A 22420-nucleotide genomic window follows, 5' to 3' on the forward strand; every position below is an offset into this window, starting at 1 on the left:
AAGCATATATTCTTATGATGAATATAATATTTTTAACATAATGCTTTTCGCTATGAGCAATAACATACGCCGAATGCGGGTTTGCCAGGGAATACTCTCATTTCTCCTGTTAACAATTCGGTTATTTTTTAGGAATTTTCTTAGATAAGGACGCAGCCGTTACCGGGAGCCACTATGCCTTCACTGCGGGATAACTTGCTGATTTTTTCTGACCTGGACGGCTCGTTGCTGGATATTCATACCTATGAGTGGCAACCCGCCATGCCCTGGCTGGACAAACTGCTGGATAATCAGATTCCGGTCATTCTCTGCAGCAGCAAGACCGCGGCAGAGATGCTGGATATCCAGCAGGATCTTGGGCTTGAAGGCTTGCCTTTTATTGCCGAGAACGGCGCGGTGATTCAGCCTGACGTGCGCTGGGATAAGGTTCAGCGCCAGACCAGAGGGATGACGCACCGGGATATTCGTCCTCGGATCGAGCAGATTCGTCTGCAGACGGGCTTTAAATTCACCACCTTTGACGATGTGGATGAGCACGTTATCAGCGAGTGGACCGGGCTGACGCGCTACCGTTCGTCGCTTGCCCGCAAGCATGAAGCGTCCGTCACGCTCATCTGGCGCGATACCGACGAGAAAATGGTTCAGTTTGAAGAGGAACTGGCGAATATCGGCCTGAAATGCCTGCAGGGTGCGCGGTTCTGGCATATTCTGGACGCCCGCTGCGGCAAAGACGTAGCGGTGAACTGGCTGATTGAACAGTATGGCGAGCAGGACGAGATCGAGCCCACCACGCTGGGGCTCGGCGACGGTCCTAACGATGCGCCGCTGCTCGACAGCGTTGACTTCGCGGTGGTCATCAAGGGGATTAACCGCCAGGGCATCACGCTACGGGATGATAACCCTGCCCGCGTTTATCACACCCAGCAGCCCGGCCCGGCAGGCTGGCGGGAGGGGCTGGATCACTTCCTGTCCTGATTTCGCCACATGACCCGGTTACGCCCGCTCTGCTTGGCCTCATAGAGCCGGACGTCCGCCACGGACTGCAGCTGCTCAAAATCGTAGTTACCCGCTTCATCCGCGCTGCTGACCCCCAGCGACGCGCTGATGCGCAGGGTCGTGCTCTTCTTCACCAGAATCTCCTTACTGTTGATTCGGCAACGAATGCGATCCGCGACGCCTCTCGCCTCCTCCAGACCAATCCCCGGCAGGACGACGCAAAACTCTTCCCCGCCCACACGCCCTGCCACATCATTCTTGCGTAACGCGCTGGCAATCAGTCCTGCCGTGTGGGAGAGCACCTTATCACCGGCCTGATGGCCGAAGCGGTCGTTGATGTTTTTAAAATGGTCGAGATCGATCTGAATCACCGAGAACGGCAGCGACTGCTGGCGACAGGTTTCTGCCAGCATTTTTGCGCGGTCGAACAGCGCGCCGCGATTATTCAGTCGCGTAAGCGGATCGTGCCAGGCCTGCCACTGGAGGGAGTGCTGAAGCGTATACATGTTACTCACCATCCGGCGGATCACCAGCCACGAGATCAACAGCATGGCGGTAAAGAGCGCCCACAGCAGCGCCAGTACGATACTGATGCTACCGAAGTCGTCCTGTACCCCTTCATGCAGAGTGTGGATCCGCAGGACGACGCCATCGAAGTGATCGAGCCGCTCCCAGGTAATAAACCGGCTCCCGAGGCGGATACCGCCGCCGGTATCATGCTCAATCGCCTGGGCAATCTGCGCCGCTTCGCGTTCGTCAAAATGGTTAACCGGGCTTCCCGCGTGGGCTGAGGTGGCGATCATATTTAGCCGGGTATCGTACAGCTGATACTCTCCCTCCGTTCGATCTTCCGTCGCATCGGCCAGCAGACGCTGCATCGTGCTCAATGTAAAGTCCATCGCCACGACGCCGTACCAGTAACGATCGAAATAGATGGGGACGCTGGCGGTGATCGTTCGTTCATCCCCGGTCCAGGATGAAGGCGTGGAGATAAACCAGCGCACGGCGCGGGCGCGGTTGTTACGTTCTGACTGCTGGGTAAACCAGGACTGCGTGACCAGATTATAATAGCGGGCAGTAATATCACCCGCCCGATCCGGCGTATCCGTGGAAAGGAAAAATCCGGCGCGGGAGACGTAGATCACTCGCGCTTCCGTTTGCGCTCTCGACGACGCCAGTCTGAGCAAATAGCCCACTTCGAGCGCGGCAGAAATTTCATGGCTTATGCGTTCAGCGTCCCGATTGAGAAGCGTGGTTTTTTCGACAAAGGCGTCCGAGACCCCGTTAATGGGAAGGGTACGTTTTTTATCAACGGCAAGCTGCCAGGTGGGGAGCATGCGGACGGTATTAAAGCGTGACACCGCATCCTGTAAGACTTCAAAGGCCAGCGGCGTCTCGATTGCGTCATGCATGCCCTGGCGAAATAACAGCAGCCTGTCGATGCTGTTCTGTAACTGCCTGTCCAGAGAACTGGCCACCGTATCCAGATGATTGCGCTGGCTGGAGATGTATGCCTCTTCCAGCACCACCACCTCACGCCAGGTAAGTAGAGTGGAAAATACCAGAACGATCATAAAACAGAGATTAACAATCCGCCCCGGATTGCTACGCTTATGCAGCCATTGCAAAAAAGATTGTCTTACAACAAAGGTATCGCGCTGCACACACACTCCATGATCGCTACCTAACACCCAGTACTTGAGATAAAAACGCCCGGCAAAGCCGGGCGTTATGTGATTAAGCCTTGTCCCGCTTGTGCTGCCCGTCACCCGGCTGAAGCTCATCTTCACGAAATGCTTCCCGCTTGATGCTATAGCCATCGTGCCACCGGCATTCCACCATTCCGCTGGAATACCCGGTGACGATCATACGTGGGCCGCCCTTTTTAGGCTTAACTTCATCACTGACCAAAAAGACCATACCTGCCTCCTGTATCAGGGTGAAACTGTTTCAATTTAGACGAGGAATGGTCTTTTTGCATCCTGCCGCGGGTAACAATTAGTGCGACGTGCCGCGAATTTTCTCAACCAGCTTCACCGCCGCAACGACGATAGCGCCAATGATAAAGCCCAGCACCAGATTCAGCAGGGTGGGCAGAATCGCCGCGATAACGGCCCCCTGCGTGGAGGAGAAATGCTCGATGGCATGGTGCAGGGGCGCAATACCGTGAACCACAATTCCGCCGCCCACGAGGAACATCGCCAGCGTGCCCACCACCGACAAACTCTTCATCAGCCAGGGCGCCAGCACCAGCAGGCTTTTGCCGATGCCTCTTGCTACCGCGCTCGACTTTTCTTCCAGCCAGTAGCCAATATCGTCCAGCTTGACGATTAGTCCCACCAGACCGTACACGCCCACGGTGACCAGAATCGCAATGCCGGAGAGGATCAGCACCTGGTTCAGAAGCGGCGCGTCAGAGACAATCCCCAGCGTAATCGCGACGATTTCCGCAGACAGGATAAAGTCGGTCCGAATGGCGCCCTTGACCTTATCACGCTCGAAGGTTTTCGGATCCTGCGCGGCCAGCGCTTCAAGACGCTGCTGGCGTACCTCCGGCGTATCGCTCTGCTTGCGCGCGCTAAAGGAGTGGAGCACCTTCTCCACACCCTCGAAGCAGAGAAATGCCCCACCGATCATCAGCAACGGCGTGATGGCCCAGGGGATAAAGGCGCTGATCAGCAGCGCCAGCGGCACCAGGATCACCTTATTCAGGAAAGAGCCTTTCGCCACGCCCCACACCACCGGCAGTTCACGGTTTGCCCTCACCCCACTCACCTGCTGGGCGTTCAACGATAAATCATCGCCCAGCACGCCTGCGGTTTTTTTCGCCGCCAGTTTCCCCATCACTGAAATGTCGTCCAGTAAGGTGGCAATATCATCCAGCAATGTTAATAAGCTACTTCCTGCCAAAATCTTAATCCTTCATTTTTTGGTAATTAAGTGAATAGTATGGAGCAAAAGCGCCAACCCGGAAACAGGCACCTTACGTCAACAAAAAATTCACATCTGCCACACAATTAAAGGGCTCGCCAGCGAGATAGTTTTCGCGTTTACTATCAGCGAACTTTTTATTTCGTCGTGAGGGATTATGCGTTTCCGGCAATTGCTACCGCTCATCGGGGCACTCTTTTCGCTGTACATCATCTGGGGGTCAACCTACTTTGTCATTCGCATCGGCGTGGAAAGCTGGCCGCCGCTGATGATGGCGGGCATTCGTTTTCTCTCGGCGGGCATCCTGCTGCTTGCCTTCCTGCTGCTGCGCGGGCATAAGCTTCCCCCGCTGCGTCCGATGCTAAATGCCGCCCTGATCGGCCTGCTGCTGCTGGCTGTGGGGAACGGATTTGTGACGATTGCCGAGCACCAGAACGTACCGTCCGGGATCGCCGCCGTGGTCGTTGCCACCGTACCGCTGTTTACCCTGTGCTTCAGCCGCCTCTTTGGTATCCGCACCCGCAAGCTGGAGTGGCTGGGTATTGGGATTGGCCTTGCCGGCATCATTCTGCTGAATAGCGGCGGTAACCTGAGCGGGAATCCGTGGGGTGCAGTCATCATCCTGATTGGCTCGATGAGCTGGGCGTTTGGTTCCGTGTACGGTTCGCGTATCGAACTGCCTACCGGCATGATGGCGGGCGCAATCGAGATGCTTGCCGCCGGGATTGTACTGCTGCTCGCCTCCATGCTTACGGGAGAAAAGCTGACAACCCTGCCGCCGCTGTCGGGCTTGCTGGCGGTAGGCTACCTGGCGCTGTTCGGCTCTGTCATCGCCATTAACGCCTATATGTTCCTGATCCGCAATGTCTCTCCGGCTGTCGCCACCAGCTACGCCTACGTTAACCCGGTCGTGGCCGTGCTGCTCGGGACAGGTCTGGGGGGAGAAACGCTCTCGCCAGTGGAATGGATTGCATTAGGGATCATTGTGTTTGCCGTCGTGCTGGTCACGCTGGGCAAATATTTGCTGCCGGCAAAACCGGTAGTCACGCCTTGCGAGGCGGAGAAACCGTAAGCAGGTGAATGCCCTGCGTGTCGATCTGCGCGGTCTGGCCGCCGCCGCAGATCCACTCTTCAAGCCGTTCGGTCAGATCGGTATCATTCAGCTTTAATCTGCCTCTCAGCGCACACTCCCAGACAATCAGCACCCGCCAGCCTTGCTCAATAAGCGTCGAGAGGTCCCGCTCGTCGCGCTCGACGTTTTTAGCAATCTTATCCAGCCAGAAATCGGTGCGCGTCGCGGGGACTTTAAACAGGTAGCAGTCGTGATGGTGCCAGAAACAGCCGTGAGTAAAGATGATGCACTGCCAGGCGTCGATGACGAAATCGGGACGCCCCGCCAGGGCGGGATCCTGGACGCGGAAGTCAAACCCCGCCTGCGTCAGCAGCGCGGCCAGGCGCTTTTCAATCGCGGTGTCACGCGTGCCGATGGCACGCATGTTTTTACTGCGCGTCGCCTTATCGTGAACGTCCGTCATTGACGGCCTCACTCTGGCGGAGCGCCACCGCCTGCCTGATGCGCGAGGCCAGCAGCTTTGCGACCGCCGCAAACGCGGGAACGACCACCGAATTACCAAACTGGCGGTACGCCTGGGTATCCGAAACCGGAATGCGGAAACCGTAGCCTTGCGGCGTTTCAAAACCCATCAACCGGGCGCATTCCCGCGGCGTTAAGCGTCGCGGACGGTGACGCTGGTTGTGCGGATCGTCGAAATCTTTTTCACCCAGCGCTTTGTCCCAGCCTCTGTCGATCAGGATTTCCGCGCCGTCTTTGTAGTAGCGAGCAGACAGCGTGCGGGTGACGCTGTGCGGATCGTTAGGGTTTACCATCCCAAAGCCGAAGCCGTTGCCTTTCGCCTGGTGCTTCTTGGCATAGCGGTAGAGGTATTTCCACAGCACCGGAGTCAGGATAAATTTCGCGTCGACGACCGGTTCCAGCAGGTCCGCCACGGTGGGACGCCGCTCGGGATACAGAGAGGGTATATCCCGCAGGGTAAAATCGCCTTTCAGATTGAGATCGCGACGGAAGCCCACCAGCACGATACGTTCGCGATGCTGGGGCAGGAAATGTTTCCCATCAATAATTTTAGGATCGTCCGCGCCCATGTCCTGTGAATCGGCCACGTCATAACCCAGCTCATCCAGGGTTTGCATGATAATGCGGAAGGTTTTCCCGCCGTCGTGGCTTTTTAAATTTTTGACGTTTTCCAGCACAAAGATGGGCGGGCGGCGGGCGTCAATAATGCGCGCCACATCAAAAAAAAGCGTTCCCTGCGTATCGCACGCGAAACCGTGGGCCCGTCCAAGGGCATTCTTTTTGGAGACGCCAGCCAGCGAGAACGGCTGACAAGGGAAGCCTGCCAGCAGCACGTCATGCGCCGGGATCGTCTGACGAATGTGCTCGGCGGCCTGTTCATCGCTCACGCCGCTTTTATGGCTCAGGGTCACATCGCGGATATCCGCGTTGAAATGATGCTCGTTCGGATCGCAGTACCAGTTAGCTTTGTAGGTTCGTACGGCATGTTTGTTCCACTCGCTGGTAAACACGCACTGTCCGCCGATGGCTTCAAAACCGTGCCGGATGCCGCCGATACCGGCAAAAAGATCGATAAAGCGGAAGGCATAGTTCGGGTGCGCGGCAGAAGGACGCGGAAGCAGATTTTGCAGATAACGATACTCGCCTTCACTCAGGCGACGCCCTGCTCGCTCGCTGGTCAGCAGGCGTTTAAGGATCGCCGGGCTCCAGTGGCTCTCGCCGTGCGCCACCAGCAGGCTGGCCAGCGTTTTAGCATCATAGATATCCAACAGCTGGCGCAGTAAGGCCTGCACCGTTGCCGTTGTTTTCTCAGCCTGCGCGGGCGCGGGCTCTGTCACTGATCGATTTTCCTGCATTCTTTTAACCGGAGAATAAAGACTGGGAACAGATTACCACAGTTCAGTTGCGCAAACTGCGACGGAAACGGCTCAGCACCTGGCTATCCAGCCCGAGGCAGTCGCCGTGTAATTCGGCGCTGAGTTTCGCCATAAACTGGATCAGGAAATCGGCATTGTGACGTGCCAGTTCGCGGCCCATGTCCGTTTGCATTGTATCAGGCAATCGCAGCAGCTTGGTCTGAAAATGGTCGAGGGCAAACGCACGGTCGTCGAGGGGACGCGCATCGGCGAAGGGATCGTTAGCATCAAAAAGCGACACGCCCAGCGCGCCCGAGACGGCAAAAACGCGCGCCAGGCCGATAGCGCCTAACGCTTCCAGCCGGTCTGCATCCTGCACAATTTTGGCCTCCATGATCTGCGGCGCAATCCCGGCGCTGAAGCTGTGCGCCTCAATCGCGTGCCCGACGGCGGCAATATGCTCTGGCGGAAAGTCCGGGAAGTCGTGGCGCAGAATGTCGCTCGTCTTAAGCGCCGCGAGCCGTGACGACCGGCTGCGTTCAGGATGGTTTTTCGGCAGGCTGACAATATCGTGAAAATAGCATGCGGTCAGAATCACCAGCGGCTCGACCATGTGGTGAACCATGATTTTTTGCGCCGTCATCCAGACCCGACGAAAATGCGAAATATCATGTGCGGTATCGTCGGTGCTGTGATTCTCCTCGAGCCAGTGCTCAAATCGTTGCTGCCACCGGGCAAGTTCCATCGTCATGTCCTGTCGTCTAAAAGAGAAAGAATTATAACACAGGCAAATTAAACCAATTAAAAAATAGAAATTCGAAATACTTAATAATAATTACACCCTATAAATTCAAGCAACTAATTCACGGGAAAAATAAAGAGAGCAAATGAAATATTTTGCAATATTTAAAAGGTTTTAATTACATTTGTTTTTAGAACTAAATAACACATCCTGGAATAGTATCCACCCTGTAATTGCGGAGAGTGATTACATATATTCATATAAATTATCTTTCAAGGGAATATATAATGAAAAGAAAAGTTTTGGCAATTATTGCACCTGCATTATTAATTGCAGGCATAGCAAATGCGGCTGAAGTTTACAACAGCAATGGCAATAAACTCGACCTGTACGGTAAAGTAGATGGTCTGCATTATTTCTCTGACGACACGGGTTCAGATGGCGACGTAAGCTACGTTCGTCTGGGCTTCAAAGGCGAAACGCAGATCAACGACCTGCTGAGCGGCTATGGCCAGTGGGAATATAATATTAAGGCTAACAAAACAGAGAACTCAGGCAATCAGTCATGGACACGCCTTGGCTTCGCTGGTCTGAAATTTGGTGAATACGGTTCATTCGACTACGGTCGTAACTACGGCGTGGTTTACGATGTTGAAGGCTGGACCGATATGCTGCCTGAGTTCGGCGGAGATTCCTATACCTATACCGATAACTTTATGACCGGCCGTACAAACGGTGTTGCAACCTACCGTAATAATGATTTCTTTGGCCTGGCTCAGGGCCTGGATTTCGCTATTCAGTATCAAGGCAATAACGAAAGCGCCTCTAACGATCAGGAAGGTACCAACAATGGCCGTGATATCCGCAAAGAAAACGGAGACGGTTGGGGTATTTCAACCTCCTACGATTTCGGTATGGGATTCAACGCCGCCGCTGCATATGCTTCATCTGACCGTACCAACGACCAGGTTACCAAAACAACAGCCGGTGGTGACAAGGCTGACGTCTGGACTGTTGGCTTGAAATACGATGCCAACGATATCTATCTGGCAACCATGTATGCAGAAACCCGCAATATGACGCCTTACGGTGACTTCGGCGTTGCTAATAAAACTCAGAACTTTGAAGTGACAGCACAGTATCAGTTTGATTTCGGCCTGCGCCCTGCGATCTCTTTCCTGATGTCTAAAGGTAAGGATCTGAATTCCTTCTACGGAAGTGATAAAGATCTGGTGAAATATGCTGACGTGGGTGCGACCTATTATTTCAACAAAAATATGTCCACCTATGTTGACTACAAAATCAACCTGCTGGATGAAGATGACGATTTCTACAACGCGAATGGCATCAGCACCGATGACATCGTAGCAGTCGGTCTTGTTTATCAGTTCTAATCCCCAAAATACCAAAGGCCGCAATTGCGGCCTTTTTTATTTCTTCATTTTTATTATGGCGCTTCCTGCAGCGCCACCCGAATAAACCCGTTATTCTGCGCCAGCAGTTCATGGGCCTTCCACGCATCCAGCCCTGTGAGCACCATCAATACCGCCGTTTTACAGTGATGGTTACAGCTCTCCAGCGCGGCTTTAGCCTCCGCCCGGGAGCATCCCCCCGCTTCCATCACAATGGCGATTTGGCGTTCGGCCCATTTGGTGTTGCTTGCCTCAAGATCCACGCGCAGGTTGCTGTAAACCCGTCCGGTCCGAACGGCCAGCCCTGTAGCGATCATTGAGAGGATCATTTTCTGCGCAATCCCCGCTTTGGTGTTGATATAGCCTGCGACGACATCGGCACCCAGATCCGGAGCGATAACCATGCTCGCCAGATGCGCGGCTTCACTTTGCGCATCGCCGGTAATGATGGCCACCGGCGAACCCAGCGACCATGCATGGCGCATTGCCCCCCAGACCCACGGCGTTTTTCCGCTGACGGTCACGGCCAGCATCATATCGTGTTCACCAAACTTAATGGCCTGCAGATCGGCAACGCCGCGCTCGTAGCTCCCTTCCCCTTCTTGTGCCGTAACGGCAATCACCGGGGTTTTGCCCGGCGCATACTCATCGGTAACCTGTTGCGCAACGCGCCCAGACGGCCCCGCGCCAACGATGACCAGGCGACCGCCGTGGCTGAGCGCCGCGGCGGCGTTGTCTACCACGCGTGCAATAGTATCTAAACAGGGGGTAATAGCAGCAGAAATGAGTGCATCATCCTGGTGAATGACTTTCAGCATGTCCAGCGTGGACAATCTATCAATATTCATCGTGCTGGCGTGCCGTCTTTCCCTGACCGAACCGGTAAGCATAACGCTCATAAACAGCCTCCTTATTATGAGTACCCATACACTATAAAGTGTTTTATATAGATGACCTGCGAGGAGGGTCACGAAAAGAGGACCAAATCCACGCCTTTACATGGCTTTAAGAAAAGCGCGTCATCGGCGATAATTACCCCCTTTCTTAATCATCGCGGAGTGTTGATGAGCGATTTGCAGCCTTTCCTTCCGACGCGCAAGCGCCCCATGAAACTCAATACGCTGGTCACGCTGATGGTATGCGCGATTATTGCCTCTGTGCTGCTGGTGGTCTTTGCGCTCTACTCAGTACAAATCACTCGGGCGACCCGCGATGATGTTAAAGACACTGCGCTCGGCATTGCCCGCACCCTCGCCGACAGCCCCGAGATACAGCGCGGCCTGATGCAGGCACCGCAGGAGAATATTATTCAGCCTATCGCCCAGGCGGTGACGAAGCGAAACGATCTGCTGTTCACCGTGGTCACCGATATGCGCGGGATCCGCTATTCACACCCGAACGAGGCGCTGCTGGGGCTGCATTTTATCGGCGATGATTTAACCCCTGCGCTGGAAGGCAAAGAGAACGTATCGGTTAACCGGGGCGCGCTCGCCGAAGCGCTGCGCGTTTTTACGCCCGTCTACGACGGCCAGCACGAGCAGATCGGCGTGGTGGTAGTCGGTATCTCCCTGAATAAGGTTGAAGAGCAGATTGCCCGCGGGCGGCTAAACGCCGTCTGGACCATTTTATTCAGTATTTTTATGAGCTCCATGGCAATTTGGGGTCTGGTGCGGGTACTGAAACGCATCCTGTTCGGGCTCGAACCTTACGAAATTTCCGCCCTGTTCGAACAGCGTCAGGCAATGCTGCAGTCGCTTCGCGAAGGGGTTCTGGCCGTCGATATTCACGGGCGCGTGACGATGATCAACCAGACCGCCAGAGAAATATTGCTTCTCCCCTCCGGCAAGCAGACCGAAAACGCCAGCGCGCCCCTGCTGGCCAGCCTGCGTGACGTCTCGAAGACGGGCGTTGCGCGCCAGGATCAGGAGATCAGCTGCAACGGTAGGCTATTGCTGTGCAACATGGTCCCCGTGAAAAGTCAGGATCGGGTGATCGGCGCCATCACCACCTTTCGTGATAAAACGGAAATCAGCCAGCTGATGCAGCGTCTGGACGGCATGGTTAACTACGTCGATGCCCTGCGCGCCCACACCCACGAGTTTATGAATAAACTGCATGTGATACTCGGCCTGCTGAATATTAAGCGCTACGACAAGCTGGAAGAGTACATTCTCCAGACGGCACATCATTACCAGACGGATATCGGTACGATACAGAGCAAGGTAAAATCCCCGGTGGTTGCCGGGTTCCTGCTGGGTAAAATCAACCGGGCGAAAGAAGCGGGCGTCACCCTGACGCTGGCGGATGAAAGCCAGATACCGGATACCGCAAGTGAAGAGCAGGTCGCGGTGCTGATCACCGCGCTGGGCAACCTCATTGAAAACGCGCTCGACGCGATGGAAGGACAGCAGGAGGGCGAGATCGGCCTGCTGCTGCATTATCAGAACGGCTGGCTCAGCTGTGAAGTCAGCGACGATGGCCCCGGCATTGATCCCACTCAGCTGGAGTCTATTTTTACAAAGGGCTTCTCAACAAAAGGTGAAAACCGCGGCGTTGGGCTGTTCCTTGCTCGCCAGCAGATTCAGAACCTTGGCGGCGATATCTCCGTCGAGTCTGAGCCCGGCGTATTTACCCAATTTTTTGTTCACATCCCCTGGGATAGCGAGAGGAAAATCGCGTGATAAATGTGTTAATTGTCGATGATGACGCCATGGTGGCCGACCTCAACCGTCTGTACGTCAACCGCGTTGAAGGCTTTACCTGCTGTGGCGTCGCCTCCACGCTAAACCAGGCCGAGGCCATCATTAATGACCCCAGCCATCCTGTCGATCTGGTGCTGCTGGATGTCTATATGCAGCAGGATAACGGGCTGGATCTGCTGCCCGTCATTCGCGCATCCGGCCGCCCAATCGACGTGATCATGATCACCTCGGCCGCCGACGCCGCCACGATCCAGACCTCCATTCACTACGGCGTGGTGGATTATTTGATCAAGCCGTTCCAGTTCCCGCGCTTTGAAGAGGCGCTGAACGGCTGGAAGGCAAAGCATAGCCTGATGGGGTCGCATCAGTATTACGAGCAGGCGGACGTCGACCGGCTGATCCACGGCGGGGCACCGGAACTGGCGGACAGCAAAAAGCTGCCGAAAGGGTTAACGCCGCAAACGCTTCGCACGATTTGCCAGTGGATTGACGCACACCCGGAGACGGAGTTTTCTACCGACGATCTGGCAAACGCGGTCAATATTTCCCGCGTGTCCTGCCGCAAATATCTGATCTGGCTGGCGCAAATCAATATTCTGTTCACCAGCATTCACTACGGCGCCACCGGGCGTCCGGTGTATCGCTACCGCCTCCAGCCGGAGCAAACGGGCCTGCTCAAGCAATACTGTCAGTAACGCGGTAGGTATCATCCAGCAGGGTAAAGCGGAAGTGGTGTGCTGAAGAGAACACCACTTCTTTTGTTTTGGTCACAAAGATCGCTTCTATGTCGGGACGCGCGCGCAGCGCAGCGCGGCCCTTCTCCACGCCCATGCCGTACATCAGCGTGGTCCAGATATCGCCGTCGATGGAATCTTTTGAAATGATGGTCACGCTGTCCAGTTCGTTATCGAGCGGGTAACCGGTGCGCGGATCGAGAATGTGGTGATAGCGTTTGCCGTCTTGTTCAAAGTAGCGCTCGTAAGTTCCCGACGTGACGACGGACAGGTTCTCTACGGTCATAGTGCCGATCAGCGCGTCACCGGCGAACGGTTTTTTCAGCCCAACGCTCCAGCCCCCTTCCGGGGAGCCTAAGGTCTGAATGTTTCCGCCGAGGTTAATCAGCCCCAGTTCCGCGCCCTCTTTATGCAGGTAATCCCGCACCCTGTCGGCGATATAGCCTTTGGCAATCGCCCCCAGATCGATCTCCATCCCCGCCCGGGTCAGAAACACGCTGCTGCTGGCCTCATCAAGGAGGACATCCTCGGGGCGGGTAATCGCCAGCAGCGAGGCGATTTCATCGGCAGGCGGAACGCTGTCCCCCTGAAAGCCAATTTTCCAGCGCTTCACCAGCGGACCGATCGCCAGGTTAAAGGCGCTGTCCTTGAGCAGGCTTGCCGCTTTTGCACAGCGGATCAGATCAAACACCGGCCGACTGACGGTGACCGGATGCTGGCCCGCCGCATGGTTGATGTCCATCACCTGCGAGTGCGCGCGGTTGACGGTGAGCAGGTCTTCATACTGTTTGATCAGGCGAAACACGCGGGACGCGAGGGCTTCGTCATGGGAGAAGAGCTTCAGGAGGATGGGAGACCCCATCAGGACGGCGGAGTAGCTGTAAACGCGATGGCTATCAGGCATGGCAGGAGTCCTCAGCTGTAGCCCCCGGCTGGCACCGCGCCGCCGGGGAAAATGCCGGATAGCGCTGCGCGTATCCGGCCTGGGAAGCAGGTGCCTTACATCTTTTTCGAACGCAGAGCCGCCTGATGTCCTGCAAGGGTACCAAAAATAATGATATCTGCCACCGCGTTACCGCCGATACGGTTAGCACCGTGGATCCCGCCGACCACTTCACCGGCTGCAAACGCGCCTGGCAGCACGTTGTGGTTGCTATCCAGCACGCAGGTTTCGGTGTTGATGGTCACGCCGCCCATGGTGTGGTGCACGCCCGGTGCAATCTGAATGGCGTAGAATGGCCCTTCATTGATGGGCGCACGCAGCGCGGTGGTACGACCAAAGTCGTCATCGTGCTGTTTTTCAACGAAACCGTTGTAACGTTCCAGGGTCGCCAGGAAAGCGTGGTGATCCATACCGAGCGCTTCCGCCAGGGCTTTAGGCGAGCTGGCGCTGGTCACGAAGCCTTTGGCAATGTACTCATCCGCAGCTTTGTTTTTGGCGCGTACGTGCTCGTCAAAGACGATGTAAGCGTATTTCTCCGGCAGCGCGATGATTGACGCCGAGACTTTATCGCGGGTCGACATTTCGTTGTAGAAGCGTTCCCCTTTCTGATTGACCAGAATCGCCCCGCCCCCGCGGATGGATTCGGAAATCAGGTACGAGGTTTTCTGCTCTACGGTTGGGTGAATTTGAATCTCGCCCATATCGACAGTGCCAGCTCCGATGCGCTCAAGTAGCGCGATACCGCCACCGGTCGCCCCTTTGTGGTTGGTGGTGACGAAACCTTCCAGATCCGGACGGTATTTCACGACCATCTGGCTGTTGGCGCTGAAGCCGCCTGTGGCGACAATCACGCTTTTCGCTGCCACGGTGATGGTTTCATTCTCTTCGGTGGTCAGGCGCACGCCGGTGACTTCACCGTTTTCGAAGATAATGTCGCTGACGGAGGTATCCAACATTACCTCGATGTTGCGTTTGTTGACGTTACGCACCAGGCCGCTAATCAGGTAACCGCCCACCGCAGAACCGTCTTTTGGACGGTGAGTACGGTCAATGCTCATCCCGCCGGTGGTGGTGATGTCGTTCAGCATGATGCCGCGGGTTGCCAGCCACTCAATCGCCTGCGGCGCGTTCTCGACGAAGCGGCGCAGCAGTTCCGGGTTGTTCTTGTTGCCGCCGCCTTTCAGGCTTTCCTGGTAGAACAGCTCTTTGCTGTCCTGAATGCCCTTCACGCGCTGGAAGCGGGTTTCGGCAGCGTTCATACCGGCAGAGGCTTTAATGGTGTTCCCGCCGATGGTCGGCATTTTCTCGACGATCAGCACGCTCGCGCCTTCGTCGTGAGCCTGAATCGCCGCCGCCAGCCCGGCGCCGCCGCTGCCGACAACCACCACGTCCACGCTGCGGGTTTCGTTCGGGTCAACGCCCTCTTCCGCGGCCAGCGCTTTGCTGGATTTCAGCATCGCTTTAGAGACCGCTTTCTTCACCGCTTCACTCTGGCTGGTTGCGCCGGTGATGGCATCCACGTGCGGAGTATTAGCATCCAGAATGCGGGTACGGATCTCTTCAAAGCTGGTGACGAACTCAACGTCTTCGCTCGGGCCGGAGGCCAGCTCGATGTCCGCAATGCGGTCGGTTTCCAGGCTGACGTTAATCACCAGTTCGTTAGCGTCATCCTGCACTTTCTCAGCAAAGGTACCCGGTTTGAATTTTGATTCGCCCATGCTCATGTCGCGGATCATCGCTTCCACCAGCGAGAAGCGCCACAGCGGTTCAGGAATGTTCAGCGCCTCGCGCTGGGTGCTGTCCATAAACAGCTCAAGGCTTTCGCCGGCCGCGATGCGGTCTGTCCAGTCCGGATAAGCGATGGTGGCGCGGCCAACGGCAATCAGGTCGTAGCCGTGTTCAAGCGCTTCATTGGCATCGGCGGCATTCACTACGCCGCCCACGCCCATCACCGGAACCTGCGCCAGCGTTTCAGAACGCATCGCGCAGTATTTTTCGATAAGCGGCGTCGGGTCCTGGGTGTCGACAATGGAAGGACGCAGGGTCGCGCCGACGGAGAAGTGCAGGTAATCCACGCCGCGCGCCGCCAGTTTTTCCAGAAGGTACATGGTGTCTTCAAAGCGGATGCCCGGCACTTCAAGCTCTTCAGGGGAGAAGCGATAGCCAATAATAAAGGCGTCGTCCGCGTACTGGCGCACCATTTTGTGGGTGATATCCAGAACCGCCAGCGGGAACTTCGCGCGGTTATCGCGGCTGCCGCCCCACTCGTCGTCACGCTGGTTAGAGTTTGGCGAATAGAACTGCTGAATCAGATAGGTGTTCGCCCCGTGGATTTCCACGCCGTCGAAGCCGGCCTGGATCGCGCGGCGCACCGCTTCACCAAACTTGCCGATCATGCCTTCGACTTCTTCGCCAGTCAGCGCCACTGGCGTTGCTGCGCCCTCACGCGGCGCGGCAACAGCGCTTGGGCCAACCGGCGTACGGCCACCGATCAGTTTCGGGTCAACCATGCGGCCGCCGTGGTAGATCTGCAGCAGGGCCTTTGACCCTTTGGATTTAATCGCCTCCGCGATTTTCGCCAGCCCGGCAATTTTCTCGTCATTATCAATCCCGATCGCGCCCGGGAAGGCGAGGCCGAGATCGTCAACGAAGCAACACTCCACAATGATGGTGCCGATGCTGCCGGAACGAGCACGATAGTACTCCACCAGTTCGCTGGTAACGGTGCCGTCGTAATAGCCGGTACAGGTGGTCATAGGGGCCATTAACAAACGGTTTTTCAGTTCAGTGCCATTCGGTAATGTGAAGGGGCTAAGAATGCGTTCGTTAGTGCTCATAATAGAAACTCCAAACTTTTAAAAAATTAAGAATTCGTTATCGGAGTGATTTTTTTGTTCGTCGTTATTTGCCGATGTCATGATATTAATATAATGATTTTTTTAGTTTCTAAAGTTATTACGTTAGTTAATAAACTATTTAATCCCTGCAATAACACAAATAACACATTGGTGTTAGCGAATGTAATTTAGTCATTCACAATAATTTAAAATTCGTTAAATAAAAATTGGTAAAACCAATTTCCATATCACATACAAAACCATAAAAAACAAGAATATAAAAAAACAAAGAAAGCATAAATGTTACGAAAATGATAAAGCAAACCAATAAAACAGGTAATACCCACATACGCCTGAGTGGTTATTAATAAAAGCATAAAAATAACGCTGCAATTCTGTTTTTTTGATCGCGATCAATAGTTATGGCATCCAAAGGCGCAATATAAAAACATCATCAATTTTTAATTTAGAGCATCTACAAAAGCGTTAAATTGCTATTACTGAAAATACAAAATTGCACCTTTAATAACTAAAAAAAGCAAAGAAACTTAAGAAAGTGATTTTGTTTTTCAGTTCGACCGAATCTTTGACAACTTAAGACGTGAAACTATGAATACAAAAACTGCTGTAACGCCCCCTGTGGCGAACCAGGCATCAAATGGAAACGCAAAACGTCTGCTGATGATGGCACTGCCCGTCATCGTCGCCGTACTGCTGCTGTTTGTTCCGGTACCGGAAGGACTGCCTCCTTACGCGTGGCACTACTTCGCAATCTTTGTCGGCGTGATCGTCGGTTTGATCTTCGAACCCCTGCCAGGTGCGGTGATCGGTCTGACCGGCGTGGTCGCCATTGCCCTGTGCAGCCAGTGGGTGCTGTTTAGCCCTGAACAGCTGGCCGATCCGAAATTCAAGCTGGCAGGCGCCTCCTTTAAGTGGGCGGTGAGCGGGTTTGGTAACTCTACCGTCTGGCTGATTTTCGGTGCCTTTATGTTCGCCGCAGGCTATGACAAAACCCGCTTCGGCCGCCGTCTGGCGCTGATTCTGGTGAAATACCTCGGCCGTCGCAGCCTGACGCTCGGTTACGCAATTACGTTTGCTGACCTGCTGCTGGCGCCGTTCACCCCGTCCAACACCGCGCGCAGCGGCGGGACCATCTACCCGATCATCGCTAACCTGCCGCCGCTGTACGGTTCAAAACCTAATGACCCAAGCGCGCGTAAGATTGGTTCGTACCTGATGTGGGTGGCGATCACCGCGGCCTGTATCACAAGTTCAATGTTCCTCTCCGCCCTCGCGCCAAACCTGCTGGCCCTGGCGCTGGTGAAAAGTACGGTTGGGATTGATATCTCCTGGGGCACCTGGTTCCTCGCCTTCCTGCCGCTGGGTATTCTGCTGATTCTGACCATGCCGCTGCTGGCCTACTGGTTCTACCCGCCTGAAGTGAAGGTCAACAACGAAGTGCCGCTGTGGGCGACCCGCGAACTGGAAAAACTCGGCAAACTGTCCCGCAATGAAATTCTGCTGCTGGTGTTCGTGTGCTGCGCGCTGCTGATGTGGATCTTCGCCGCCGCGTGGATTGAACCGGCTATGGCTGCCCTGCTCATCGTCGGCCTGATGCTGTGGACCGGCGTGCTGGAGTGGAACGACATCACCGGTAACAAAGCCGCGTGGAACACCTTCGTCTGGTTCGCCACCCTGGTGGCGCTGGCGGACGGTCTCTCCTCTACCGGCTTTATCAGCTGGCTGGGTAAAGAAGGCGGTCTGCTGATGAGCGGTATCTCTCCGGGCGTGGCGACCATCGTCCTGCTGCTGGCGTTCTACCTGCTGCACTACCTGTTTGCCAGCACCACCGCGCACACTACGGCGCTGCTGCCAGCGATGCTGACCATCGCCTCCACCATCCCGGGCATGAATATGGAAGTGTTTGTTCTGCTGATGGTGACCTCGCTGGGTGTGATGGGGATCATCACCCCGTACGGTACTGGCCCAAGCCCGATCTACTACGGTAGCGGCTACCTGCCAACCAAAGACTACTGGCGCCTCGGCACCATCTTCGGTGCCATCTTCCTGGCGGCCCTCCTGCTGATTGGCTATCCGTGGATGTCCATGATGTTCTGATTCCTGACCGCCGGACTTCTCCTCCGGCGGTTTTATTTTTTGTGGAGCAATACGCTATGTCAAACAAACCGTTTATCTACCAGAACCCCTTCCCTCTTTCGCATGACGACACCGAATACTACCTGCTGACCAAAGAGCACGTCTCCGTTACCGAGTTCGAAGGCCAGGAAATCCTGAAGGTGGAGCCGGAAGCCCTGACCCTGCTGGCGCAGCAGGCCTTCCACGACGCCGCGTTTATGCTGCGTCCTTCCCATCAGAAGCAGGTTGCCGCCATTCTCAACGACCCGGAAGCCAGCCAGAACGACAAATACGTTGCCCTGCAGTTCCTGCGTAACTCTGAGATCGCGGCCAAAGGCGTGCTGCCGACCTGCCAGGATACCGGCACCGCGATCGTCATGGGTAAAAAAGGCCAGCGCGTCTGGACCGGCGGCGGTGACGAAGCGGCCCTTAGCCAGGGCGTGTATAACACCTACATTGATGACAACCTGCGCTACTCGCAGAATGCGGCGCTGGATATGTATAAAGAGGTGAACACCGGCACCAACCTGCCGGCGCAGATTGACCTCTACAGCGTGGACGGCGACGAATACAAATTCCTGTGCATGGCAAAAGGCGGCGGTTCTGCCAACAAAACCTATCTCTACCAGGAAACCAAAGCGCTGATCACCCCGGCTAAGCTGAAAAACTACCTGGTTGAGAAGATGCGTACCCTGGGGACAGCAGCCTGCCCGCCGTACCACATTGCCTTTGTTATCGGCGGAACCTCGGCGGAAGCCACGCTGAAAACCGTGAAGCTGGCCTCCACGCGCTACTACGACGCGCTGCCAACGGAAGGCAACGAACACGGCCAGGCGTTCCGCGACGTTCAGCTCGAACAGGAGCTGCTCCAGGAAGCACAGAACCTCGGCCTCGGCGCGCAGTTTGGCGGTAAATACTTCGCCCACGACATCCGCGTGATCCGCCTGGCGCGCCACGGCGCGTCCTGCCCGATTGGCATGGGTGTCTCCTGCTCCGCGGACCGCAACATCAAAGCGAAAATTAACCGCGACGGGATCTGGATTGAGAAGCTGGAGCACAACCCAGGCCAGTACATTCCGGAGTCACTGCGCCAGCAGGGCGAAGGCGACGTGGTCAGCATCGATCTGAACAAGCCGATGAACGAGATCCTGGCGCAGCTTTCCGCACACCCGGTCTCTACCCGCCTGTCGCTGAACGGGACCATCATCGTGGCGCGCGACATCGCCCACGCGAAGCTGAAAGAGCTAATCGACAACGGTGAGGAACTGCCGCAGTACGTCAAAGATCACCCGATCTACTACGCGGGCCCGGCCAAAACGCCGGAAGGCTACGCGTCTGGCTCGCTCGGCCCGACCACGGCGGGACGCATGGATTCATATGTGGACCTGCTGCAGTCCCACGGCGCGAGCATGATCATGCTGGCCAAAGGCAACCGCAGCCAGCAGGTGACGGACGCCTGCCATAAGCACGGCGGCTTCTACCTGGGCAGCATCGGCGGCCCGGCGGCGGTGCTGGCGCAAAACAGCATTAAGAGCCTGGAGTGCGTCGCGTATCCTGAGCTGGGAATGGAGGCCATCTGGAAAATTGAAGTCGAGAACTTCCCGGCGTTTATCCTGGTGGATGACAAAGGCAACGATTTCTTCCAGCAGATCCAGAACCAGCAGTGTAAAGGCTGTTCACAGCGCTGAGTGCTTCCATACGTTCGGCAGGAGCGACAGCGTTTCAGCGATCGTGCTGCGCTTGTCGCTCCCCGGCTTCCAGATGGTGACCATCGTCTGACCAATTCCCTGGCTGCCCACTTCGGTGTGCAGCCTTTTTACGTTTTGCCACTGCCCGGCGTGAAAATGCGTCGGTAAGAATCCCCAGCCGCAGCCGCGCTCCAGCAGACCGCGCAGCATCTCCGGCTCATTGGTAAAGAGGGTATGCCCGGAAATCTGCAGGCGGCGCGCCACCGGCTCGTCCGAGGCGGGGTGCATGACGACCTGAGGTACCAGGGAGAGATCGAGCAGCGACAGAGGCGAAGAACGGTCAGCAAACAGCCCGCTGGCGGCATAAAAATCCATATCGATGGCACCCAGGGCACGCCACTCCATATCATTGCCCACGCTGCGGTTGCGTGCCTGACAGATGGCGAGATCCGCGTCATTGTTCGCCAGCAGCCGTTCCGATTCATCCCGCGAGGCGCAAATAAGGCTCAGGCGGATTTTTCGTACCGCCATTTCAGCAATCACCCCATGCAGAAAGGCTCTGGGCGTAAAAGGATCGTAGACCAGCGTCAGGTCCTGCGTGGCACCGTGCGGCACCTCTCTGGCAAACGCCTCAAAGGCTTTGACCTGCCGCATCAGGAGGTGCGCCTGGCGCTGAAGCTGTTCCCCTTCGGGCGTGAGCCGCAGGGTGCGGCCGTCGCGAATAAACAGCGCGTAGCCCAACCCATCCTCAAGAAAATCAACCAGATCGCGAAGCGTCGTTCGGTCCTTCTTCAGCGCCACCGCGGCTTTACTCAGGCTCCCGTTCTCGGCCACGGCGGTAAATGCCTCGAGCTGTGCAAAAGAATAAATCAGTCCCGCCACGCTACGCTCCCTCTGTTTTTTGGGGGATTTTCCCCCGCTACGCGTTTTTTATTATAGCCCCGGGGTTTTTAAACTGAAGCCGTTCCTAACCTGTAAGAGACGGATATGAAAAACAGAAAAGTAAACCATGCCCTGCTGGCGGGCCTTATCTTCAGCACCCTGATCTCCCCTGCGGCAGTGGCCGCCTGTAAAGGCACCGACCTCAGCGCTTGCCCTGCCCCCTTCGACACCACCCTGCCTGACACCCATAAGATGCTCACCTGGAGTCAGGCCGATCGCGTGGTGGGCTTTCGCAATGACTACCGCAACTACGCCGGGGACGTTTTCCGCCACGGTAGCGCCGTGCCGCTGGAAATGTCGGACAAGCCGCTCACGGACGCACACTATCAGGTCAACGGCAGGCGCTACGGCCTTAAGGACTACCTCCAGCGGCAGAACGTCAGCGGCATGCTGGTGCTGAAGGACGGCAAAATCGCCTGGAAGTATCTTGGAGAGGGCAATACCGACTCGACGCTCTGGACCTCGCGCTCGGTTGGGAAATCGGTGGTATCGGCGCTGGTGGGCGTAGCCCTCAAAGAGGGAAAGATCCACTCGCTTGACGATCGGATCACGCGGTATGAACCCGATCTGAAAGGCACCGCGTGGGACGGCGTGACGCTCAGACAGCTGATCACCCATACGTCCGGCGTGGCCTGGAACGAGGATTACACCAACCCCCACTCCGACTTTGCACAGCTCACCGAGTGCGAGGCGAAGCCGGGTACCTATGACTGCGTGCGCAAGCTGGTGAAGGGGCTGGGCAGAGCGCATCCGGCCGGAGAGAACTGGTCTTACTCTTCGGGCGGTGCCTGGCTGCTAGGTGACGTGCTGGAGCGGGCCACCGGCATGACGCTCGCAGCCTATCTGGAGAAAAGCATCTGGCAGCCTTACGGCATGGCGAGCGACGGCGTGTGGCATGCCTACAGCAAAGGCCAGCACGACGTCGGCGCGCACGGCTTTAACGCCACGCTGGAGGACTGGGGACGCTTTGGGCAATTTATCCTGAACAACGGTACGCTGCCGAACGGTAAGACCATACTGCCGGAAAACTGGATCAGGCAGTCGTCAGAGTGGACGAAGGCCAAAGGCTCGGTCTCAGACGCCCATCCCGAGGGGCTGTACGGCTATCAGTGGTGGAACAATGAAGTGCCCGCCAACGCCACGGGCGTAGAGCCGACGGCACAGGATTCGCTGAAAGGTTCGCTCTGGGCGCTGGGCATTTTCGGGCAGATGATCGTGGTGAACCCAAAGGAAAATCTGGTCATCGTCCAGTGGTCTATCTGGCCGCAGGCGGAACCGTCCTTCAGCGCCCAGCCGCTGGAAGCCTCTCTGATGTTTAGCGCGATTGCCAGGGCGCTGCGCTAAATTGCATCCGCCGGGTAATGAAGCGGTTACCCGGCTCATTCTGAAACGCGCCTCTGCGCCACAT

At 56.1% G+C, this 22420-nt stretch carries 18 protein-coding genes; 8 read left to right on the top strand and 10 right to left on the bottom strand.

Going from position 1 to position 22420, the window contains the following annotated elements; all coding sequences use genetic code 11:
• Window positions 1–174 precede the first annotated feature (174 nt).
• Window positions 175–975: a mannosyl-3-phosphoglycerate phosphatase-related protein gene (locus tag FOY93_RS14160; protein ID WP_133294725.1), complete on the top strand. Its 801-nt coding sequence runs from the start codon at window positions 175–177 to the stop codon at window positions 973–975.
• Here FOY93_RS14160 and dgcQ read toward each other — a convergent pair.
• From dgcQ to FOY93_RS14175, 3 genes are all read right to left on the bottom strand, one after another.
• Window positions 960–2660 (bottom strand): cellulose biosynthesis regulator diguanylate cyclase DgcQ, encoded by a 1701-nt coding sequence (dgcQ, locus tag FOY93_RS14165; RefSeq protein ID WP_143345277.1) that lies wholly within the window; start codon window positions 2658–2660, stop codon window positions 960–962. The two genes, FOY93_RS14160 and dgcQ, sit on opposite strands and share 16 nt — an antisense overlap.
• 73 nt (window positions 2661–2733) lie before the next feature.
• Window positions 2734–2916 (bottom strand): YodC family protein, encoded by a 183-nt coding sequence (locus FOY93_RS14170; RefSeq protein ID WP_008500307.1) that lies wholly within the window; start codon window positions 2914–2916, stop codon window positions 2734–2736.
• A 78-nt stretch (window positions 2917–2994) separates the two neighbouring features.
• Complete coding sequence (locus tag FOY93_RS14175) at window positions 2995–3906, bottom strand: DUF808 domain-containing protein (RefSeq protein ID WP_008500306.1); 912 nt, start codon at window positions 3904–3906, stop codon at window positions 2995–2997.
• Window positions 3907–4084: 178 nt separating this feature from the next.
• Between FOY93_RS14175 and yedA the strand changes: the two genes are divergently transcribed.
• A complete protein-coding gene (gene yedA / locus FOY93_RS14180) occupies window positions 4085–4999 on the top strand; it encodes a drug/metabolite exporter YedA (RefSeq protein ID WP_136195807.1) in 915 nt (304 codons plus the stop codon).
• Here yedA and FOY93_RS14185 read toward each other — a convergent pair.
• From FOY93_RS14185 to FOY93_RS14195, 3 genes are all read right to left on the bottom strand, one after another.
• A complete protein-coding gene (locus FOY93_RS14185) occupies window positions 4971–5462 on the bottom strand; it encodes a very short patch repair endonuclease (RefSeq protein ID WP_127731524.1) in 492 nt (163 codons plus the stop codon). The genes yedA and FOY93_RS14185 overlap by 29 nt on opposite strands.
• Window positions 5443–6858 carry a DNA cytosine methyltransferase gene (locus FOY93_RS14190; protein WP_136195809.1) on the bottom strand — a complete coding sequence of 472 codons (1416 nt, stop codon included), beginning with the start codon at window positions 6856–6858 and terminating at the stop codon, window positions 5443–5445. The genes FOY93_RS14185 and FOY93_RS14190 overlap by 20 nt, the downstream gene beginning before the upstream one ends.
• A 61-nt stretch (window positions 6859–6919) precedes the next feature.
• A complete protein-coding gene (locus FOY93_RS14195) occupies window positions 6920–7621 on the bottom strand; it encodes a phosphohydrolase (protein WP_133294730.1) in 702 nt (233 codons plus the stop codon).
• Window positions 7622–7905: 284 nt separating this feature from the next.
• Between FOY93_RS14195 and ompC the strand changes: the two genes are divergently transcribed.
• Window positions 7906–9012: a porin OmpC gene (ompC, locus tag FOY93_RS14200; protein ID WP_136195811.1), complete on the top strand. Its 1107-nt coding sequence runs from the start codon at window positions 7906–7908 to the stop codon at window positions 9010–9012.
• Window positions 9013–9065: 53 nt separating this feature from the next.
• Here ompC and FOY93_RS14205 read toward each other — a convergent pair whose 3' ends face one another.
• Window positions 9066–9929: an N-acetylmuramic acid 6-phosphate etherase gene (locus FOY93_RS14205; RefSeq protein WP_136195812.1), complete on the bottom strand. Its 864-nt coding sequence runs from the start codon at window positions 9927–9929 to the stop codon at window positions 9066–9068.
• A gap of 165 nt (window positions 9930–10094) precedes the next feature.
• Between FOY93_RS14205 and FOY93_RS14210 the strand changes: the two genes are divergently transcribed.
• Both FOY93_RS14210 and dcuR read left to right on the top strand, forming a co-directional pair.
• Window positions 10095–11711 (top strand): sensor histidine kinase, encoded by a 1617-nt coding sequence (locus FOY93_RS14210; protein ID WP_115875739.1) that lies wholly within the window; start codon window positions 10095–10097, stop codon window positions 11709–11711.
• On the top strand, window positions 11708–12427 hold the full coding sequence (gene dcuR / locus FOY93_RS14215) for a two-component system response regulator DcuR (RefSeq protein WP_045908149.1): 720 nt from the start codon (window positions 11708–11710) through the stop codon (window positions 12425–12427). The genes FOY93_RS14210 and dcuR overlap by 4 nt, the downstream gene beginning before the upstream one ends.
• Here the strand turns inward: dcuR and FOY93_RS14220 are convergent.
• A complete protein-coding gene (locus tag FOY93_RS14220; RefSeq protein WP_136195814.1) occupies window positions 12408–13370 on the bottom strand; it encodes an FAD:protein FMN transferase in 963 nt (320 codons plus the stop codon). The genes dcuR and FOY93_RS14220 overlap by 20 nt on opposite strands.
• Window positions 13371–13465: 95 nt before the next feature.
• Window positions 13466–16246, bottom strand: coding sequence for a flavocytochrome c (locus tag FOY93_RS14225; protein ID WP_143345278.1), 2781 nt, complete (start codon window positions 16244–16246; stop codon window positions 13466–13468).
• 609 nt (window positions 16247–16855) lie between these two features.
• Between FOY93_RS14225 and FOY93_RS14230 the strand changes: the two genes are divergently transcribed.
• On the top strand, window positions 16856–18364 hold the full coding sequence (locus FOY93_RS14230) for an anion permease (protein ID WP_023325580.1): 1509 nt from the start codon (window positions 16856–16858) through the stop codon (window positions 18362–18364).
• 56 nt (window positions 18365–18420) lie between these two features.
• A complete protein-coding gene (fumA, locus tag FOY93_RS14235; protein ID WP_143345279.1) occupies window positions 18421–20070 on the top strand; it encodes a class I fumarate hydratase FumA in 1650 nt (549 codons plus the stop codon).
• On the opposite strand, the gene FOY93_RS14240 is transcribed toward fumA, so the two are convergent.
• Window positions 20059–20952, bottom strand: coding sequence for a LysR family transcriptional regulator (locus FOY93_RS14240; protein ID WP_136195817.1), 894 nt, complete (start codon window positions 20950–20952; stop codon window positions 20059–20061). The two genes, fumA and FOY93_RS14240, sit on opposite strands and share 12 nt — an antisense overlap.
• A 105-nt stretch (window positions 20953–21057) precedes the next feature.
• Here FOY93_RS14240 and FOY93_RS14245 point away from each other — a divergent pair, with 105 nt between their 5' ends.
• Window positions 21058–22356, top strand: coding sequence for a serine hydrolase domain-containing protein (locus FOY93_RS14245; protein ID WP_143345280.1), 1299 nt, complete (start codon window positions 21058–21060; stop codon window positions 22354–22356).
• Window positions 22357–22420: the final 64 nt, after the last annotated feature.

Origin of the sequence: Enterobacter sp. 18A13 (assembly GCF_007035975.1) — a bacterium.
Classification (GTDB): domain Bacteria; phylum Pseudomonadota; class Gammaproteobacteria; order Enterobacterales; family Enterobacteriaceae; genus Enterobacter; species Enterobacter vonholyi.